This is a genomic window from Bradyrhizobium sp. 192 (assembly GCF_023100965.1).
Taxonomy (GTDB): Bacteria; Pseudomonadota; Alphaproteobacteria; order Rhizobiales; family Xanthobacteraceae; genus Bradyrhizobium; species Bradyrhizobium symbiodeficiens.
Genome location: NZ_CP064690.1, coordinates 5,753,655 through 5,768,778, shown reverse-complemented (window position 1 = coordinate 5,768,778; position 15,124 = coordinate 5,753,655). Strand labels below are relative to the sequence as shown.

The following is a 15,124-nucleotide window of genomic DNA, read 5'->3' as shown; positions in this document are numbered from 1 at the left end:
GGCGCTTCAACTATTTCGAGCCGCGCCCTTTAACTGGTCACGGGGCTGTTCTACATGCATTTGCATGGGAAATCCGCCCGCCGCCGGCCGTTTGGCGCCGACCGCCTTGATGCTCGGCAATCTCGTCACCGGATGCTCGGTACTGGCCCCGGCGGGCATGCTGCCGGAGTTGGCGAGCGGGCTCGACGTCAGCATTCATGCGGCCGGGCTCCTCGTCACCTTCGGCGCGATCACGCTATGCATCGGCTCGCCGCTGACGGCCTGGCTGACCAGCCGCATCGATCGGCGGACGCTGCTCACGACAACGCTGGCGGTGCTTGCCTTCGGCAATCTCGCCTCCGCCTTTGCGCCCGATTACACGAGCCTCCTCGCCATCCGTCTCGTGATGCTCGCGGTCGGTGCGCTCTATACGCCGCAGGCTGCCGGCACCGCGGCGTTGATCGTGCAGGCCGAGCGGCGGGGCAGCACCATCGCCTATATCTTTCTCGGCTGGTCGCTCGCTGCCGCCGTCGGCCTTCCGCTGATCACCTTCATCGCCAGCCGCCATGGCTGGCACGCCGCCTATGGTGCGATCGGCGCGCTCGGTTGTGTCAGTTCCCTCTTGTTGCTGCTGCGGCTGCCGGCGGGCCTGAAGGGCGCGCCCGTGGACCTGAAGACCTGGCGCGATGTCGGCCGCAACAGCACGATCCTGCTGTTGCTGGCGATCACCATGCTGCAGATGTCGGGGCAGTTCGCGGTGTTCACCTTCATGGGCCCGCTGCTCAAGAAGCTCACCGGCGCCGGTCCCGATGCGATCGGCATGGTGTTCGCGCTCTACGGCGTTTGCGGCTTCCTCGGCGTCGTCGTCGCCACCCGCATCGTCGACACCTCGGGACCGTACCGGACCTCGCTGCTGTTCACCTGCCTGCTGCTCGCGGGCGTCACGGGCTGGGCGCTCGGTGCCGGCACGCTTGCTTTCATGACAGCCGGGGTCGCGATCTGGGGCCTCGGCTTTGCCTCGACCAATTCGATGCAGCAAGTGCGGCTGGTCGCGGCCGCGCCGCCGCTGGCATCGGCGACCGTCGCGCTCAATACGTCCGTCCTCTATATCGGCCAGGCGGTCGGCTCCGCCGTCGGCGGGCTGCTGTTCGCCCACGAATTCCTGCATGCGCTCGGCTTCGTCGCGGTCGGTTTCGTCGTGCTGGCGCTGATCCTGGTGGTCATGACCCGGCCCCGGCCTGCGGCCGCAACGGCCTGAATCCCGCATTTTCTTGTACGCAAGGTGCTTGGCAAACCGCGCGCTGGAGCGCTAGAAGGCCGGTCATGGGGACCAAAGAGAGTTGACTGAAATGAGGATGATTCTGGCGGTTGCCGCGGTGCTCTATTCAGCCTCCGCGTTCGCTCAAGCCGACAAGCCACCGATGGTGGGGGACAAGCCCCTGGTGCAGGTCAAGCCCAAGGGGACGAAAGAGGCAGCGGCCAAGCCGGCCGCAGTGCCGAAGGGTAAGCCGCAATCGATCGCAGCCAGGCTGCAAGCCTGCCTCGAGCTCGACGATGGCACCAAGGACCGTCTCAACTGCTACGATGCCATCATCCCGCCGACGCCGAAGCCGAAGCCGGCGAAGGCCAAGGGCTACGCCGATTGCCGTTTCCTCAAGGAAGAGGACGAGCGGCTGGCCTGCTTCAACGGCTTTGCCGAGAGCATTCCGAAGCTGCCCAAGAGCTAATACTTACAAGAGCTAATATTGAACGGGCCGAGGCTCAGTCGCTGATCCGGCTCAGCACCGCCCGGAAGGTAACGCCCGGCGCCTGCAGCGCGTTGCCCTCGAATTCCGCGGTGTCGCCGTCCTCCCGGCCGGCGAGCGCCAGCGTGATCCGATCGGCGCCGAACAGCCCCTTGAAGGACGGGTCGTCGTTATAGCGCTGGGTCGAGATCTTGACCTTGATGCTGCAGCCTTCGCCCGTGTAGGTGCCGATGAAGGCGAAAGCGGAATTGCCTCCGCGCATCTTGCCGTTCGTCACATAGACGACGCCGCAGCCCGTTCCATGAACGGTGTGGAAGTCGACCTTGTACAATCCCTGACGCACCGCCTGTCCCCGCACAATTCCAAACGCAACTCGGCCGCAAACTATGAGCTCCGCCGGCGGAAGCAATTCGGTGGCTTGCGGGGATTCCGGCCATCAACATCACATTTTGATCAGAGCCTGAGACAATTGCAGGCAGTGCTGTCAAATGCCGGCTCGCGTAATATCGGTTAGCGGCTCGATGCCGACGGGTTGGTCGCGGCGACGCGCGTCAGCGCCAACGCGGGCGTTGCCGACATCTTCACCAGCACGTCCTTGAGTGGATCCCGCGTCCAGGCGCGGATGACATAGTCGCGATGGGTGATGCCGTCGGCGGTCTCGACGAACACCACGCTGCCGGGACGCAAGGGACCGTCCATGTCCTCGGCGACGCTGATGCCCTTCTGCCGCAGCATGCTCATCAACTCGCGGTCGCGCCGCGCCGTGCCGCGGGTGTAGGCGCTGACGAAGAAGCCGGAGCGGTGGCTCTCGATCCAGGACGCGAACTTGTCCATCTCGCCATAGACGGCGTCGAGCAGCACGACGCCGCGGACGCGGTCGCTGATGCCGCCGACCTCCAGGCTCCACGCCGTCGGCAGGAAGCCGCCGCTATAGCCGACGACCACGATCGGCATGTTGGCGAAGGCGCGAGCGCTGTTGGGATCACCGGTGGCGCGGGCGAGGTGGTCGGCCGATTCCGCCATGAAGCGCTTGAAGCCGCCCGGCTGCCAGAACTTGCCGGCGCTGGAATCGGCGGCATCGACCGCCAATTGCGGGGCAAGCAGCACGGCATTGGCGCCGGAATCGGTGATCTGCTTCGGCACCAGCTGGCGATCACGCACGTCGCGTTCGAGCGTCGCGCCATTGCCGTGGAAGAACACCACGATCACGCCCGGCTTGCGGACGTCGAAATGCTCGGGCACGTGCATCAGCACGCGGTTGTCATTGTAGGTCTCGTCCTGCCAGAACACGCGACCGGAATAGCTGCGGTGGCCGCGGCGATCGCCCTTGGAGATGTTGAGGAAGGGCGCGTCGGAGGCGGGGTTGGTGCCGAAATAGGGAAAGGCCGACGACTTCATGCTGACGAGGGTCGTCAGGTCGTCGCGCGGCGCGCGCTTGTAGGGGAGCTGCGGCTCGAGCGAAGCGACCTTGTAGGGGGCCTGCTCCGGCGACGGTTGCTGGACTGCGCGCTTCGGCAAGAAGTCCGACATCTGCCGTTGCAGGAAACTCTCGTTCGCCGAGGGGAAGCGCTCCCTGAATTGCGGAGCGGGGAAGCGATCCTCGAACGTGTCGCCGCTCGCGACTTGGGTATTGGTTTTGGCGACCACCTGAGTGCCGCCGTGGACATTGGCCTGCGAGTTCGCCGCGAGCGCCGCCGGGTTTGGCGCTTGGCCGCATTGAACCAGTGTCAGCGACAGCGGCACCAAGGCTGAGATCAGGCCGATCCGGAGCGCACGACCGCGCGCACCGGACGTCGTCCGGTCGGCACGCATGTCAGCTCTCGGTTTCGGAACGGCCCCGACCATCCACCCATGACCCCAAAGTCACGTCCATCGGCCTCTTCAAATGAGCCGACCGGCGTTTAGGCGACGTTAAGTGTCCGGAGAAACTTCCCCACATCCGGAACGCTCAAAAGGACCATGCAATCGTGTCCTGATTGTGGGGAAGGGGAGCGGGACTTCCCGGGTCTGACGCAGCTTTTTCATCCGGCAGCGGGAATAAGCGGTGCTGCAGTACCCGTTTCCCTCGCCTCATTTAACCCTTGTTAACCCTGCTTGAATTGACTGGGCGAAACTGCACGATGACCGGGCAGGCAAGGCGCCTGAGGCCAAGGACCCCGATGACGGCATCAGATGCGGGAACCGCACCCTGGACGAGCCGACTGCCAGGCAGGGGGACCGGGGTCTCGGTTCTGGTCGCAACCGCCATCGTCGTGGCCGACATGATCGGGGTCGGCGTCTTCACCAGCCTCGGCTTTCAGGTCAAGGACATCCCGTCCGGCTTCTCGATCCTGCTGCTGTGGACCGTGGGCGGCATCGTCGCGTTGTGCGGCGTGTTCGCCTATAGCGAGCTCGGGGCGATGTTTCCGCGCTCGAGCGGCGAGTACAATTTCCTCGGCCGTGCCTATCATCCCGCCTTCGGATTTCTCGCCGGCTGGGTCTCGGCGACGGTGGGTTTTGCGGCGCCGGTCGCGCTGGCGGCGATGGCGTTCGGCGAATACGCGAAATCGGTCGTGCCCGATCTGCCGCCGATCCCGCTCGCGATCGCCGTGGTGTGGCTGGTCTCGCTCGTGCAACTGACCGGCGTCAGGCACTCCTCGACCTTCCAGCTGATCGCGACGATCATCAAGGTCGTGCTGATCATAGCCTTCCTGGTCGCGGGCTTCGTCATCGGCGTGCCGCAGCCGATCGCCTTCACGCCGCAGCCGGGCGATCTCGCCCACATCGTCAGCGCGCCGTTCGCGATCGGGCTCGTCTTCGTGATGTATTCGTTCTCGGGCTGGAATGCCGCGACCTACATCATCGGCGAGATGAACATGCCGCAGCGGGATCTGCCGCGCGCATTGCTTTCGGGCACGCTGATCGTGCTCGTCCTGTATGTCGCGCTGAACGCGGTGTTCCTCTACTCCACGCCTGCAGGTGCGCTCGCCGGCCAGCTCGACGTCGCCAGCGTCGCCGGCAGCGCCATCTTCGGCAGTCTCGGCGGCCGTATCGTCGGCGCGATGATCTGCGTCGGCCTGATCTCCTCGATCTCTGCGATGATGTGGATCGGTCCGCGCGTGATGATGACGATGGGGGAGGACATTCCGGCGCTGCGCGTCTTCTCGAAGCGATCGACCAGCGGCGCGCCGGCCTATGCCATCCTGTTCCAACTCGCGGTCGCAAATTTGCTGCTGTTCACGCGCAGTTTCGAGGCGGTGCTCGACTTCATCCAGTTCGCACTCCTGTTCTGCTCGTTTTTCACGGTCGCCGGCGTCATCAAGCTGCGCATCACGGATCCCGATTTGCCCAGGCCCTATCGCGCCTGGGGATACCCGTTCACGCCGCTGCTTTTCCTGCTCGTGACGGGGTTCATGATGTACTACCTGTTGACCGAGCGTCCCCTGCAGTCGCTCGCGGGGATGCTCGTCATGCTCTTCGGCTTGTTGATTTATGCTGTTTTCCGCAGGCGGCCGGTCGCCGCTGGCAATTCACACGATCGCGCGTAGACATGCTTCGCCCCTTTAGAATTGCGGCCGTTGCTCTCGCCCTGCTGGCTGCGGCCGTCTCGCCCGCGCATGCCGCCGAGGTGACTTTTGACGACACCGCGCGCTTCCTTGCGGGCATGCAGCCTTCGGCGGACTCGCCGCTGCTGCCGCTGACGAAGGATCCGGGCTGGCAGCGTCATGCAAAATTCTTCGACGGCGCCTTTGCCCAGCTCGAACAGCGCCAGCTCTCCAGGATCCGCGATTGGGCCGATGTCAATCTGGCCGCGCCCCGGTCGACCATGTTCTACATGTTCAGCGGCCCCGATTTCCTCTACGCCAACGCCTTCTATTCCAAGGCCAGCACCTACGTGCTCGGCGCGCTGGAGCCGGTCGGCGCCGTGCCCGATCTGACCCGGCTGCCGCGCGGCTCGGTCGGTGCCGCGCTCTACAATGTCGAGCGTTCGCTCGGCTCGATCCTGAGCTTTTCCTTCTTCATCACCAAGCAGATGAAGGTCGACCTGCGCGCCAACCAGGTCAACGGCACCTTGCCGATCCTCTATGTCTTCCTCGCGCGCTCCGGCAAGACCATCCGCAACGTCGAGATGATCGCGCTCGACGACAAGGGGGGCTTGCATGTCGGCGACGACAATCCGGGGCGTAACGCAGTGCGCGGCGTTCGCATCACCTTCGCCGGCAGCGATGGCGAAGCGCGCACGCTGTATTATTTCTCGACCGACCTCTCCAACGCCGGCGCGCGCAACACCGGATTCCTGAAATTCTGCGAGACGCTGGGGCCCGGCAACAGCCTGCTCAAGAGTGCATCCTATCTGCTGCACAAGAGCGACTTCGCGGTTGTCCGCAACTGGCTGCTCGCCAACAGCGCCACCATCATCCAGGACGATTCCGGCATTCCGCTTGCGAATTACGGCGCCCGGCAATGGCGGTTCTTCCCGTTCGGCCGCTATCTCGGGCCGATCGGCGAATTCCCCGGCCGCTACCAGGAGCGCTACGCCGAGTTGTTCACGCGGGCCCAGCCGATCGATTTCGGCGTCGGCTATCGCTGGCGGATGCATGAATCGAACTTGCTGCTGTCGGTGAGGGTGCCGGGCAGCGAGACCGCACCGGCGCCGGAGACAGTTTCGTCCGCCGAGCCGGCGCCGAAGCCGCGTCCGAAACGGCCGCGTCCTCCCGAATCCGTCCCGCCATCATCCGGACGGTCTTTCTGGTTCCGCTAGAGCAGATTCTGATCAGGCGCGATCATAACCTGCCGCGGCGAAGAAGTTCAGGCACTCTTGGGCGGTGAAGGCGGCTGTGGTGAGGGCGATAGCATTGTCCAAAGCCTGGATTGATCTGGCGGCGGCCTTTCGCAGGGCGGCTTTGAGCTTTGCGAAGGCCATTTCGATCGGATTGAGGTCGGGCGAATAAGGCGGGAGATAGAGGAGCTGAGCGCCCGCCGCGTCGATTGCGATGGCGATCTCGGTCCGCTTGTGTGCTGCGAGATTGTCCATCACCACGATGTCGCCGGGCTTGAGTGTCGGTACCAGGACTTGCGTCACGTAAGCCTCGAACGCCGGACCATCCATGGGGCCGTCGAGGACCATCGGCGCGGTCATACCGGTCGCTCTAAGCGCGCCGACGAAGGTCGTCGTCTTCCAATGACCATGCGGGATCGCGGCGACACAGCGCTGGCCGTACGGCGAACGGCCGTAGCGCCGCGCCATTTTGGTCGAAGCCCCCGTCTCGTCGATGAACACCAACCGATGGATGCCGATCTCAGGCTGAGACGCCTTCCACGCTGCGCGTTCAGCGGCCACGTCCGGCCGATCCTGCTCGCTGGCGTGCGATGTTTTTTTTGAACGTGATGTTGCGACGATCGAAGAATCGCCAGATCACGCTCGGCACGAAACGCTCGCCGTGGACTTTGAAGAGATGGTCAGCGATCTCGGCCAGCGTCATGTCAGGCGTAACCTTGACCAGGGAGAGGATCTCCGCAGCGTGACCCTCGATCCGAGCTGAACGCCGGTCTCCGCCCTGCGTTCCCGCCTCACAGGCGCCGGTCCTTCGCCACTCGCCAACCAGTTCGATCGCTGTCGAGGGCGCCACGCCGAACCGAACAGCGGCGCCCCGACGGCTCATGCCTTCATCTTCCACAGCCCGAATAATACGAATGCGAAGGTCCGGCGACAGCGGTTTAGCCATGGGGGCTGGCCTCCATCACCAGCCCTCAGGGTGAATCACGATTTGCCTCGCAAGGGAATCCCCTACCGATTCCGACAGGTTGGAAAATGCTCTAGGATGCGCCGAAGCTCGACCGTCAGGTCGGGGTCTGGGCCACGACGACCAGCACTTCCGCCTTCTGCCGGCCGAGGCTCCTGACCTCGTGCGGGGTCTCGCCTGAAAAATACAGGCAGTCGCCCTTGCCGAGGGTGAGCTCCTCGCCGTCGAGCTTGATCGCTATCTTGCCGTTGATGACGAACAGCAGTTCCTCGCCCGCGTGCGAGGCACGCGTCGCCGCCTTGTGCGGCGGGCTCAGCAGGAACGGCTCCATCATCTTGCGAGTGCGGCCCGTGACCAGCGGGACCACGCCAAAGGTGTCCTGGAACAGGGGCACGTTGCCGCCTTCGCGGCGGAACAGCGTGTAGCGCGGTGCGGGCTCGGCGTTGGGGTCGAAGAAGTTCGCGACATTGACCTCGAGGGCCGCGGCCATCCGCAGCAGTGCGGCGAGCGAGGGGACCTTGAGATTGCGCTCGACCAGCGAAATGTAGCCGCGCGTGAGATCGCTCTGCTTCGCAAGCTGGTCCAGCGTCAGGCCCTTGGCGATCCGCGCCTGGCGGATATTGGCCCCGACTGCTGTCGCTTTGCTGACGTCAAGCACGCATGAGTCTCCCGAACGCTGAGGCTCCTTTTGCAACAGATGCGGCCGAACTGCCAGCCCGGCGCCCTGGATCGGGCGATCCGGCAGCTCGCAGGTGTATTCCAAAGGAAAACTTATGCGCGGAAATATAGAGCATGGTCGCGGATAATGTGAGCATTCTTGCTGGTATATCGCGCAAAATCGCTAAAGAATGGTGCAATTCAAGCTGCGTGCCTCGATCGTCGGCATTTGCCGCGTCTCGCGGCGTTGATTTCCAGTAGTAAACATGATCGATTTTTACCGTCCGCATTTGCCGATGGGCTCCGCGGACAAAGCCAAAAGCTTCCCTGTGGTGCCGGTGCCTTTCTGGAGAGATCGATGACCGTAGCAGACGACGTAACCCTGAACGTAGCGCCGGACGAGGCGGCGAGCTTGCGGCGGATCCTGTGGTCGAGTGTGATCGGCACCGCGGTCGAGTGGTACGACTTCCTGATTTACGGCGCGGCGACCGCGCTGGTGTTCAACAAGGTGTTCTTCGCCGCCGGCAACCCCACGCTCGCGACCATCGCGGCCTTCGGCACCTATGCCGTCGGATTCCTGGCGCGGCCGCTTGGTGCGGCGATCTTCGGCCAATACGGCGACCGGGTCGGGCGCAAGGCGATGCTCGCGGTCACCATCATGGTGATGGGCATCGGCACTTTCCTGATCGGCCTGCTTCCGACCTACCAGCAGATCGGCATCGCCGCGCCGCTGCTCCTGATCGGCTTGCGCTTCCTCCAGGGCATCGGCCTCGGCGGCGAGTGGGGCGGGGCGGTGCTGATGGTGGTGGAGAATTGTCCGACGCATCGTCGCGGCTTGCTCGGCAGCATGGTGCAGGTCGGCAATCCGATCGGCAATCTCGCGGCGATCGGCATGTTCGCGCTGGTAGCGAGCCTGCCGGAGAGCGACTTCATGGCCTATGGCTGGCGCATTCCGTTCCTGCTCTCGATCCTGCTGGTGGGCGTCGGCCTCTATATCCGCCTCAACATGGAGGAGACTGCGGCCTTCCGTCAGGTCCAGGCGAAGAAGGACGTTGCGAAACTGCCGGTGATCGAGATCTTCAAGCACCATCGCAGGCCGTTCTTCACGGCGGTCGGGCTGAAGATCTCGGAGATCGCCTATGCCAGCATCGGTGGGGTGTTCGTGATGTCCTACGCCACGGCCAATCTCGGCCTGTCACGCACAGTGGTGCTGAACGGCGCCTTCACGGCCTCGTTGGTCGCGCTGTTTGCCATTCCGCTGTTCGGCTGGCTGTCCGACCTGCTTGGCCGCAAGACCATGTTCTATGCGAGCTGCGCGTTCTCGGCGCTGTTTGCCTTCCCGCTGTTCTGGCTGCTCGACACCCGCGATCCCACCATTGTGATCTGCACCATCGTGGTTGCGATCACCTTCGGCCAGATGGTGATGTTCGGTATCGGCGCGCCCTGGTACTCCGAGCTGTTTTCCGCGCGGCTGCGTTATAGCGGTGCCTCGCTCGGGTTTCAGGTCGGTGCAGCGATAAGCGGCGGGTTGACGCCGCTGATCGCGGCGTCTCTGATGGCGTGGAGCGGCGGTGCCACCTGGCCGGTCTCGTTGCTGCTGATCGTCTGCGCTGCCATCACCGCGACCGCGACCACGTTCGCGCCGGAGATGGCGAACAAGGAACTGACCTGATCCCCCGGCGCGCCGCCTCCGGCGGCGCGCCATCGTTTCTCACAAGGATTTTGTCATGCTCGACACCACCATCGGCGCCGGGTCGGCGCAGGGCGCAACGCAACTCGGCTGGACCGGGGTGGTGCGCTTCCTTCACTTTACCCCGCGCGCGTTCCTGCCAATGCGCGCCGCGGAAGCAATCGCCCTCGTCGCCGGTCGAGGAATCGAAGGCGATCGCTACATGATCGGCAACGAAGAGGGTTTTTATTCGCACAAGCCCGAGGAGGGCCGGCAGGTCACCCTGTTCGAGCTCGAGACGCTGGTTGCGCTGAAGCGCGACGCCGGTATCGAGCTTGGCCCCGAAGAGCACCGGCGCAACGTGACGGTGGAGGGCGTGCCGCTGAACCACCTCGTCGGCCGCCGCTTCCGGCTGGGGGAGACCCTGCTGGAAGCGACGCGGTTGTCGGTGCCATGCCGGCACATCGAGGAGATCACCGGCAAGGCGATCTTCAATCCCCTGATCAACCGTTCGGGCCTCAATTGCAGGATTTTGCAAGGCGGCACCGTGAAGGTCGGCGACACCGTGCGGAACGCGGCATGACCGCGCGCCCGATCACCACGGTCAAGACGATCGTCACCGGCATCGAGGAGGCGGGAGCAGGCACAAAACTGTTCACGCTGGCCGATCCCGACCAGTGGGAACTGCCGCCGTTCAAGCCCGGTGCGCATATCGATCTGCATCTGCCGAACGGTCTCGTTCGCACTTATTCGCTGTGCAACGAGCCTGCCGATAATGCGCGCTATGTCATTGCGGTGAAGCGCGAGGCGGAGGGGCGCGGCGGTTCACGTGCGCTCCACGATGATGTCAGGGTCGGTGAGGCCATCGGCGTCTCGCTGCCGCGCGGCGGACTCGAGGCCGGAGCGGACATCGCACGCTGCGTGTTCGTGGCCGGCGGCATTGGCGTGACGCCGTTCCTGTCGATGGCGCGACACCTCGCGCGAACGAAGCAGGCCGACTTCAAGCTGCATCTGATCGTGCGCGAGGAGGTGCCGCTCGCCGCGCAGCTCGGCCCCCTGATCAAAGAGGGACGTGTCGTCGTGCATCGAACGTCCCGGACCGGGCGTCCCGATCTCGCGGCGCTCGTCGGAGAGGGCGGATCAGCGACGATGGTCGCCTGCTGCGGACCGGAAGGCATGATTGACGATTTCGAGCGGGTAACCGCCGCGTGGCCTGCGGCCAATGTTCATATCGAGCGCTTCGTCGCCGCTGCACCCGTGCTCGATCCCGACGCACAGCCCTTCATCTTGTCGCTGTCGCGCACCGGCACCGAGATCCAGGTCCGCGCCGGCCAGACCATGTTGGCGGCGTTGCAGGAGGGAGGCATCGAGATCGCGACCTCGTGCTGCGGCGGCATCTGCGGCGCCTGCAAGGTCGGCTGGCTCGAGGGCAAGCCGGTGCATCGCGACCGCATCCTGTCGCCGTATGAGCGCGAGCGCTATCTCATGGCTTGCGTCGCCGGATCAGATGCGGACCGGCTGGTGCTGGACCTCTGACGTCCAGCGCTACCAGTGCACGCTCTGGCTCGGCACGATAAACGCCGTCGTAGCCGGCGCGGTCGCAAGGCTCGTCGCCAGGTACCAGCCGGAGCCGAGCACGAGCGCCAGCAAGGCGACGATCGCGAGCAGGTCCATGGTTCTGGGGTCATGCTGCCGCCTGGCGCCGGGCGTTGGCCCAGGCCTGACATGAAGATGTCTGACGTGAAGATGAGGGCTGATTTTCCAGCGCATTGTTGTTTCCTCCCGGGGGAGCGTCAAAACAACGCGGTAAGAAGGCTTGCGGTTCCCTTCAGGCCACCGATGCGCAAAGCACCGCAGCAATCTCAGGATGCATTGACGCCGCGCCAGCGGGCGTAGCGCCATGGCAGATACCAGTGCGCGCCGGGCGGTGCGGTGAGCGGCACATTGTCGATGCCAGACGTGCCGAACGGATTGCAGCGCAGCAGGCGGGCGAGCGTCATCCAGCCGCCGGCCCAGAGCCCGAACCGCTCGATCGCCTCGTCGCCATAGACGGAGCAGGTCGGCAGATGGCGGCAATTGTAGCCGACCAGCGGCGACAGCGTGTGCCGGTAGAGCCAGATCAGCGCACGGCCGAATCTGCGCGGGAGCCGAAGCGCCCCTTCGACCGGACTGGAACAGTGCCCGCAGGCTGAATGCTTCATGTGCGACGTGCTGCGACGTTAGGCGAGGTGTTGTACGGTTCCGGCGCAGGGAACCGTAAGCTGTTGTTTGGGCGCCATATTATTCATGCTTTTTGGGAGCAGCGCAGCAAGTACCTATGGACGATCTGTATTCCCCCGGATACCATTTTTATGACGTCCATGTGTAGATTCATCGGACGCGAAACGGGGCGTGCCTGAATCGGCTTTGGCTTAGTGCTTGGGGCTTGGGGAAGGGACCAGTTTGAAAGTTCTGACGTCGCTCAATCTTCGCGGCTGGTTGCTGGTGGGAACCGCCGTCTGTGGAGTCGCGCTGGCTGGCGCCCTTGCGACATTCGGATCGTCGGCCCGCGCTGGTGCTGCTCTCGAAGAGCGCAAGCTGCCGATGAAGTTCAACTGGATCGCCTGCGAGCCGAACTGCCGCGGCTGGGTCAGCGCGGTCGGCATCATCACCGCGGACACACCGAAAGATTTCGAGGAATTTTCCCGCGGACGCCAGCTCGGCGGCGCCACCGTGGTGCTCGATTCCAGCGGCGGTTCCGTCAACGACGCGATCACCCTCGGCCGGCGTTTCCGCAATCTCGGACTTCTGACCACGGTCGGCGTGAGTCTGCGCGGCGGGCAGTCGGCCCGTCCGGCGGTAGCGTCTGAGGCCTATTGCGAATCCATGTGCGTGTTCCTGCTGCTGGCCGGCAAGAAGCGTTACGTGCCGGAAGCTGCCCATGTCCGCGTGCACCAGATCTGGATGGGCGATCGCGCCGACGATGCCAAGGCGGCGAGCTACAGCGCGCAGGATCTGATGATCGTGGAGCGCGACATCGGCCGGCTCGCCAAGTACACCTTCGACATGGGCGGTGCCGGTGACCTGCTGTCGCTCGCGCTCAGCGTGCCGCCCTGGGAAGACCTGCATGAGCTGGATTCCAGCGAACTGAAGCTCACCAATCTCGTGACGACCGACCTCGTTGCCGACGTGCTCCCGCATGTGGACATCTCTGCGCCGGCCATGGCGGAGCTTGCGCCGAAGACGCAGGCGAGGTTCGGCGCGGAACCGGAACAGTCGCAGCCTGCCAAGTCGACCAAGACGGCGGAAGCCCTGGTGCCGACCGGCGGCGTGGCCCCACCGGCCTTGGCGACGCAGAAGTAAGCTCCCAAATCCTGGCGGTCATTGTCGGCGCGCGTGGCGCGAACCGGCCTCAGCCCTGTGCCGCGGCCGGCTGCTTGGCCTCGGTCTTTGCTTTGGCTTCGATCTGGCCAATGGCGTCGACCACGGCATCGAAGGTCAGCAGCGTCGAGGCGTGCCGCGCCTTGTAGTCGCGGACCGGCTCGAGGAACTTGATCTCCTCCCATTTGCCTTCAGGAGGCGGACCGTTCTCCTTCAGCATCTTGCGAACAGTTTCGCGTAACTCACGGAGTTCGCTCGCAGTCGAGCCGACGATGCGACTTGCCATGATGGATGAAGAAGCTTGTCCGAGCGCGCAGGCCTTCACGTCATGGGCGAAGTCGGTGATCCTGTCGCCTTCCATCTTCAGGTCGACCTTCACGGTCGAGCCGCACAGCTTGGAGTGGGCGGTGGCGGTGGCGTCGGGGTCCGGCAGCCGCCCGAGGCGCGGAATATTGCCGGCCAGTTCGATGATCCGCTTGTTGTAGATGTCGTTCAGCATGTGAGGGAGTCCAACACGTCCACACCCATGTCCGGCCGGATCGGCCTTGGCGGGCGACGTCCAGGGTCCTATATAGGAGTGGAACTGGCGGAAAAACAGTCCAGCAGTGCGGTGGCGGTGATCCAGATCGGTGCTGCCCGCGTTATACCGCCAGGACCTTTTTCGCTGAAACTGTTCTCTACAGGCGTCCGGCGGCATTGCCGCCCCGTCTGCCGGTGACACTCCGGCCGCAAGGCCGTCGAACGGAGTCGACATGGACGCTACCATCAAAGCCATCCGCCCCAACAAGCCCTCCGACCGGCAGCCCGAGGGCCGCCCGGCCGAGCTCGACCCTGCCGAATTCCTCGCGGCCGCCGTGCGCGCCGATCAGCCGCGTCCCGCGCGCGCCGAGGCGGAAGCGGCGGTGAAGACGCTGCTCGCCTATATCGGCGAGAATACCGAGCGCGAGGGCCTGCTCGACACGCCGCGCCGCGTGGTCGAGGCCTTCGACGAGCTCTATCAGGGCTATCACCAGTGCCCGGCCGAGGTGCTCGACCGCACCTTTGGCGAGACCGCGGGCTATGACGATTTCGTCCTGGTGCGCGACATCGAGTTCACCTCGCAATGCGAGCATCACATGATGCCGTTCTACGGCAAGGCGCACATCGCCTATACGCCGGTGGAACGCGTCGTCGGCCTGTCCAAGCTCGCGCGCCTCACCGACATCTTCGCCCGCAGGCTCCAGACCCAGGAGCACCTGACGGCCCAGATCGCGGCGGCGATCGACGAGGTCCTCAAGCCGCGCGGTGTCGCGGTGCTGATCGAGGCCGAGCATACCTGCATGTCGGTGCGCGGCGTCGCCAAGCACGGCGCCTCCACCTTCACCAGCCGCTTCACCGGCATGTTCCGCGACAATCCGGCGGAGCAGGCCCGTTTCCTGTCCCTGGTGCGAGGCCTGCAGCGCTGACCTCGCAAGTGTCTTAAGCGAGGTCGCCGTGTCCGCTCACTCTCACGAGATGGAGGAGGGTCTTGCCTTCCTCCCCAAGTTCGATGCTGCCGGTCTCGTGACGGTGGTCGCGACCGACGCCGCCACCGGTGACGTGCTCATGGTCGCGCACATGAACGACGAAGCGCTGCGCAAGACGATCGCGACCGGCGAAGCCTGGTACTTCAGCCGTTCGCGCAATGCCTTGTGGCGAAAAGGTGAGACCTCGGGTCAGACCCAGCGCGTGGTCGAGATCCGCACCGATTGCGACCAGGATGCCGTCTGGATCCGCGTCGAGCAGATCGGCGCGGCCTGCCACACCGGGCGAAGGTCGTGCTTCTACCGCAAGGTCGAGGCCGAGGGCGGCGGTGCCAGGCTCGTCTTCACCGACGCGGAGCGGCTGTTCGATCCCAGCGACGTTTACAAGAAGTAGCTTCCGTCATTCCAGGGCGCGGCGCGTAGCGCTATGGTGTGCAATTGCGCACCTGAGAATCCATCGTCTCACATCACGCGCGGTGGGATGGATTC

At 64.6% G+C, this 15,124-nt stretch carries 17 protein-coding genes; 10 read left to right on the top strand and 7 right to left on the bottom strand.

The genetic code is table 11. The features are described 5' to 3' along the window. Positions 1-64 precede the first annotated feature (64 nt). Positions 65-1,237 (top strand): MFS transporter, encoded by a 1,173-nt coding sequence (locus tag IVB24_RS26965; protein ID WP_247769613.1) that lies wholly within the window; start codon positions 65-67, stop codon positions 1,235-1,237. Between the two features lie 91 nt (positions 1,238-1,328). Beyond that, positions 1,329-1,706, top strand: a complete 378-nt coding sequence (locus tag IVB24_RS26960; RefSeq protein ID WP_247769612.1) for a hypothetical protein — start codon at positions 1,329-1,331, stop codon at positions 1,704-1,706. Positions 1,707-1,740: 34 nt separating this feature from the next. On the opposite strand, the gene IVB24_RS26955 is transcribed toward IVB24_RS26960, so the two are convergent. Together IVB24_RS26955 and IVB24_RS26950 are read right to left on the bottom strand one after the other, a co-directional pair. Further along, the gene (locus IVB24_RS26955) at positions 1,741-2,067 is read right to left on the bottom strand and encodes a GrlR family regulatory protein (RefSeq protein WP_094972103.1); all 327 of its coding nucleotides are present in this window, start codon (positions 2,065-2,067) and stop codon (positions 1,741-1,743) included. Positions 2,068-2,234: 167 nt separating this feature from the next. Further along, positions 2,235-3,536, bottom strand: coding sequence for an alpha/beta hydrolase (locus tag IVB24_RS26950; RefSeq protein ID WP_247769611.1), 1,302 nt, complete (start codon positions 3,534-3,536; stop codon positions 2,235-2,237). 347 nt (positions 3,537-3,883) lie between these two features. On the opposite strand from IVB24_RS26950, the gene IVB24_RS26945 reads away from it, so the two are divergent. After that, positions 3,884-5,251: an amino acid permease gene (locus IVB24_RS26945; protein WP_247769610.1), complete on the top strand. Its 1,368-nt coding sequence runs from the start codon at positions 3,884-3,886 to the stop codon at positions 5,249-5,251. A 2-nt stretch (positions 5,252-5,253) separates the two neighbouring features. Next, positions 5,254-6,465 (top strand): hypothetical protein, encoded by a 1,212-nt coding sequence (locus tag IVB24_RS26940; protein WP_247769609.1) that lies wholly within the window; start codon positions 5,254-5,256, stop codon positions 6,463-6,465. A 12-nt stretch (positions 6,466-6,477) separates the two neighbouring features. Here the strand turns inward: IVB24_RS26940 and IVB24_RS26935 are convergent. Together IVB24_RS26935 and IVB24_RS26930 are read right to left on the bottom strand one after the other, a co-directional pair. Next, a protein-coding gene (locus IVB24_RS26935) for an IS630 family transposase (RefSeq protein WP_247768038.1) occupies positions 6,478-7,429 on the bottom strand; the annotation gives its coding sequence in 2 pieces (ribosomal slippage) (positions 6,478-7,090 and positions 7,089-7,429; 954 coding nt in all). Between the two features lie 115 nt (positions 7,430-7,544). After that, the gene (locus IVB24_RS26930) at positions 7,545-8,105 is read right to left on the bottom strand and encodes a cupin domain-containing protein (RefSeq protein ID WP_094972507.1); all 561 of its coding nucleotides are present in this window, start codon (positions 8,103-8,105) and stop codon (positions 7,545-7,547) included. A 357-nt stretch (positions 8,106-8,462) separates the two neighbouring features. On the opposite strand from IVB24_RS26930, the gene IVB24_RS26925 reads away from it, so the two are divergent. Genes IVB24_RS26925 through IVB24_RS26915 form a run of 3 tightly spaced genes read left to right on the top strand, consistent with a single transcriptional unit; the run spans position 8,463 to position 11,309 of the window. Continuing rightward, on the top strand, positions 8,463-9,776 hold the full coding sequence (locus IVB24_RS26925) for an MFS transporter (protein WP_247769608.1): 1,314 nt from the start codon (positions 8,463-8,465) through the stop codon (positions 9,774-9,776). A 55-nt stretch (positions 9,777-9,831) separates the two neighbouring features. After that, a complete protein-coding gene (locus IVB24_RS26920; RefSeq protein WP_247769607.1) occupies positions 9,832-10,356 on the top strand; it encodes an MOSC domain-containing protein in 525 nt (174 codons plus the stop codon). Continuing rightward, positions 10,353-11,309: a PDR/VanB family oxidoreductase gene (locus IVB24_RS26915; protein WP_247769606.1), complete on the top strand. Its 957-nt coding sequence runs from the start codon at positions 10,353-10,355 to the stop codon at positions 11,307-11,309. The genes IVB24_RS26920 and IVB24_RS26915 overlap by 4 nt, the downstream gene beginning before the upstream one ends. Positions 11,310-11,318: 9 nt before the next feature. On the opposite strand, the gene IVB24_RS40250 is transcribed toward IVB24_RS26915, so the two are convergent. Both IVB24_RS40250 and yidD read right to left on the bottom strand, forming a co-directional pair. Then, positions 11,319-11,543 (bottom strand): hypothetical protein, encoded by a 225-nt coding sequence (locus IVB24_RS40250; RefSeq protein WP_094972096.1) that lies wholly within the window; start codon positions 11,541-11,543, stop codon positions 11,319-11,321. 92 nt (positions 11,544-11,635) lie between these two features. Beyond that, positions 11,636-11,974: a membrane protein insertion efficiency factor YidD gene (gene yidD / locus IVB24_RS26910; RefSeq protein WP_094972095.1), complete on the bottom strand. Its 339-nt coding sequence runs from the start codon at positions 11,972-11,974 to the stop codon at positions 11,636-11,638. 241 nt (positions 11,975-12,215) lie between these two features. Here yidD and IVB24_RS26905 point away from each other — a divergent pair, with 241 nt between their 5' ends. Further along, on the top strand, positions 12,216-13,115 hold the full coding sequence (locus IVB24_RS26905; RefSeq protein ID WP_162406603.1) for a hypothetical protein: 900 nt from the start codon (positions 12,216-12,218) through the stop codon (positions 13,113-13,115). 49 nt (positions 13,116-13,164) lie between these two features. On the opposite strand, the gene IVB24_RS26900 is transcribed toward IVB24_RS26905, so the two are convergent. Further along, on the bottom strand, positions 13,165-13,632 hold the full coding sequence (locus IVB24_RS26900) for an iron-sulfur cluster assembly scaffold protein (protein WP_247769605.1): 468 nt from the start codon (positions 13,630-13,632) through the stop codon (positions 13,165-13,167). Between the two features lie 253 nt (positions 13,633-13,885). Between IVB24_RS26900 and folE the strand changes: the two genes are divergently transcribed. Then, positions 13,886-14,578 (top strand): GTP cyclohydrolase I FolE, encoded by a 693-nt coding sequence (gene folE, locus IVB24_RS26895; protein ID WP_166475444.1) that lies wholly within the window; start codon positions 13,886-13,888, stop codon positions 14,576-14,578. Positions 14,579-14,606: 28 nt separating this feature from the next. Then, on the top strand, positions 14,607-15,029 hold the full coding sequence (gene hisI, locus IVB24_RS26890; protein WP_247769604.1) for a phosphoribosyl-AMP cyclohydrolase: 423 nt from the start codon (positions 14,607-14,609) through the stop codon (positions 15,027-15,029). The last annotated feature ends 95 nt before the right edge of the window (positions 15,030-15,124 follow it).

Excerpts from the sequence above, each read along its gene's own strand:
- IVB24_RS26965 (WP_247769613.1), top strand. The coding sequence starts at position 65 with ATGGGAAATCCGCCCGCCGCCGGCCGTTTGGCGCCGACCGCCTTGATG.
- IVB24_RS26960 (WP_247769612.1), top strand. The coding sequence starts at position 1,329 with ATGAGGATGATTCTGGCGGTTGCCGCGGTGCTCTATTCAGCCTCCGCG.
- IVB24_RS26950 (WP_247769611.1), bottom strand. The coding sequence starts at position 3,536 with ATGCGTGCCGACCGGACGACGTCCGGTGCGCGCGGTCGTGCGCTCCGG.
- IVB24_RS26945 (WP_247769610.1), top strand. The coding sequence starts at position 3,884 with ATGACGGCATCAGATGCGGGAACCGCACCCTGGACGAGCCGACTGCCA.
- IVB24_RS26940 (WP_247769609.1), top strand. The coding sequence starts at position 5,254 with ATGCTTCGCCCCTTTAGAATTGCGGCCGTTGCTCTCGCCCTGCTGGCT.
- IVB24_RS26925 (WP_247769608.1), top strand. The coding sequence starts at position 8,463 with ATGACCGTAGCAGACGACGTAACCCTGAACGTAGCGCCGGACGAGGCG.
- IVB24_RS26920 (WP_247769607.1), top strand. The coding sequence starts at position 9,832 with ATGCTCGACACCACCATCGGCGCCGGGTCGGCGCAGGGCGCAACGCAA.
- IVB24_RS26915 (WP_247769606.1), top strand. The coding sequence starts at position 10,353 with ATGACCGCGCGCCCGATCACCACGGTCAAGACGATCGTCACCGGCATC.
- IVB24_RS40250 (WP_094972096.1), bottom strand. The coding sequence starts at position 11,543 with ATGCGCTGGAAAATCAGCCCTCATCTTCACGTCAGACATCTTCATGTC.
- yidD (WP_094972095.1), bottom strand. The coding sequence starts at position 11,974 with ATGAAGCATTCAGCCTGCGGGCACTGTTCCAGTCCGGTCGAAGGGGCG.
- IVB24_RS26900 (WP_247769605.1), bottom strand. The coding sequence starts at position 13,632 with ATGCTGAACGACATCTACAACAAGCGGATCATCGAACTGGCCGGCAAT.
- folE (WP_166475444.1), top strand. The coding sequence starts at position 13,886 with ATGGACGCTACCATCAAAGCCATCCGCCCCAACAAGCCCTCCGACCGG.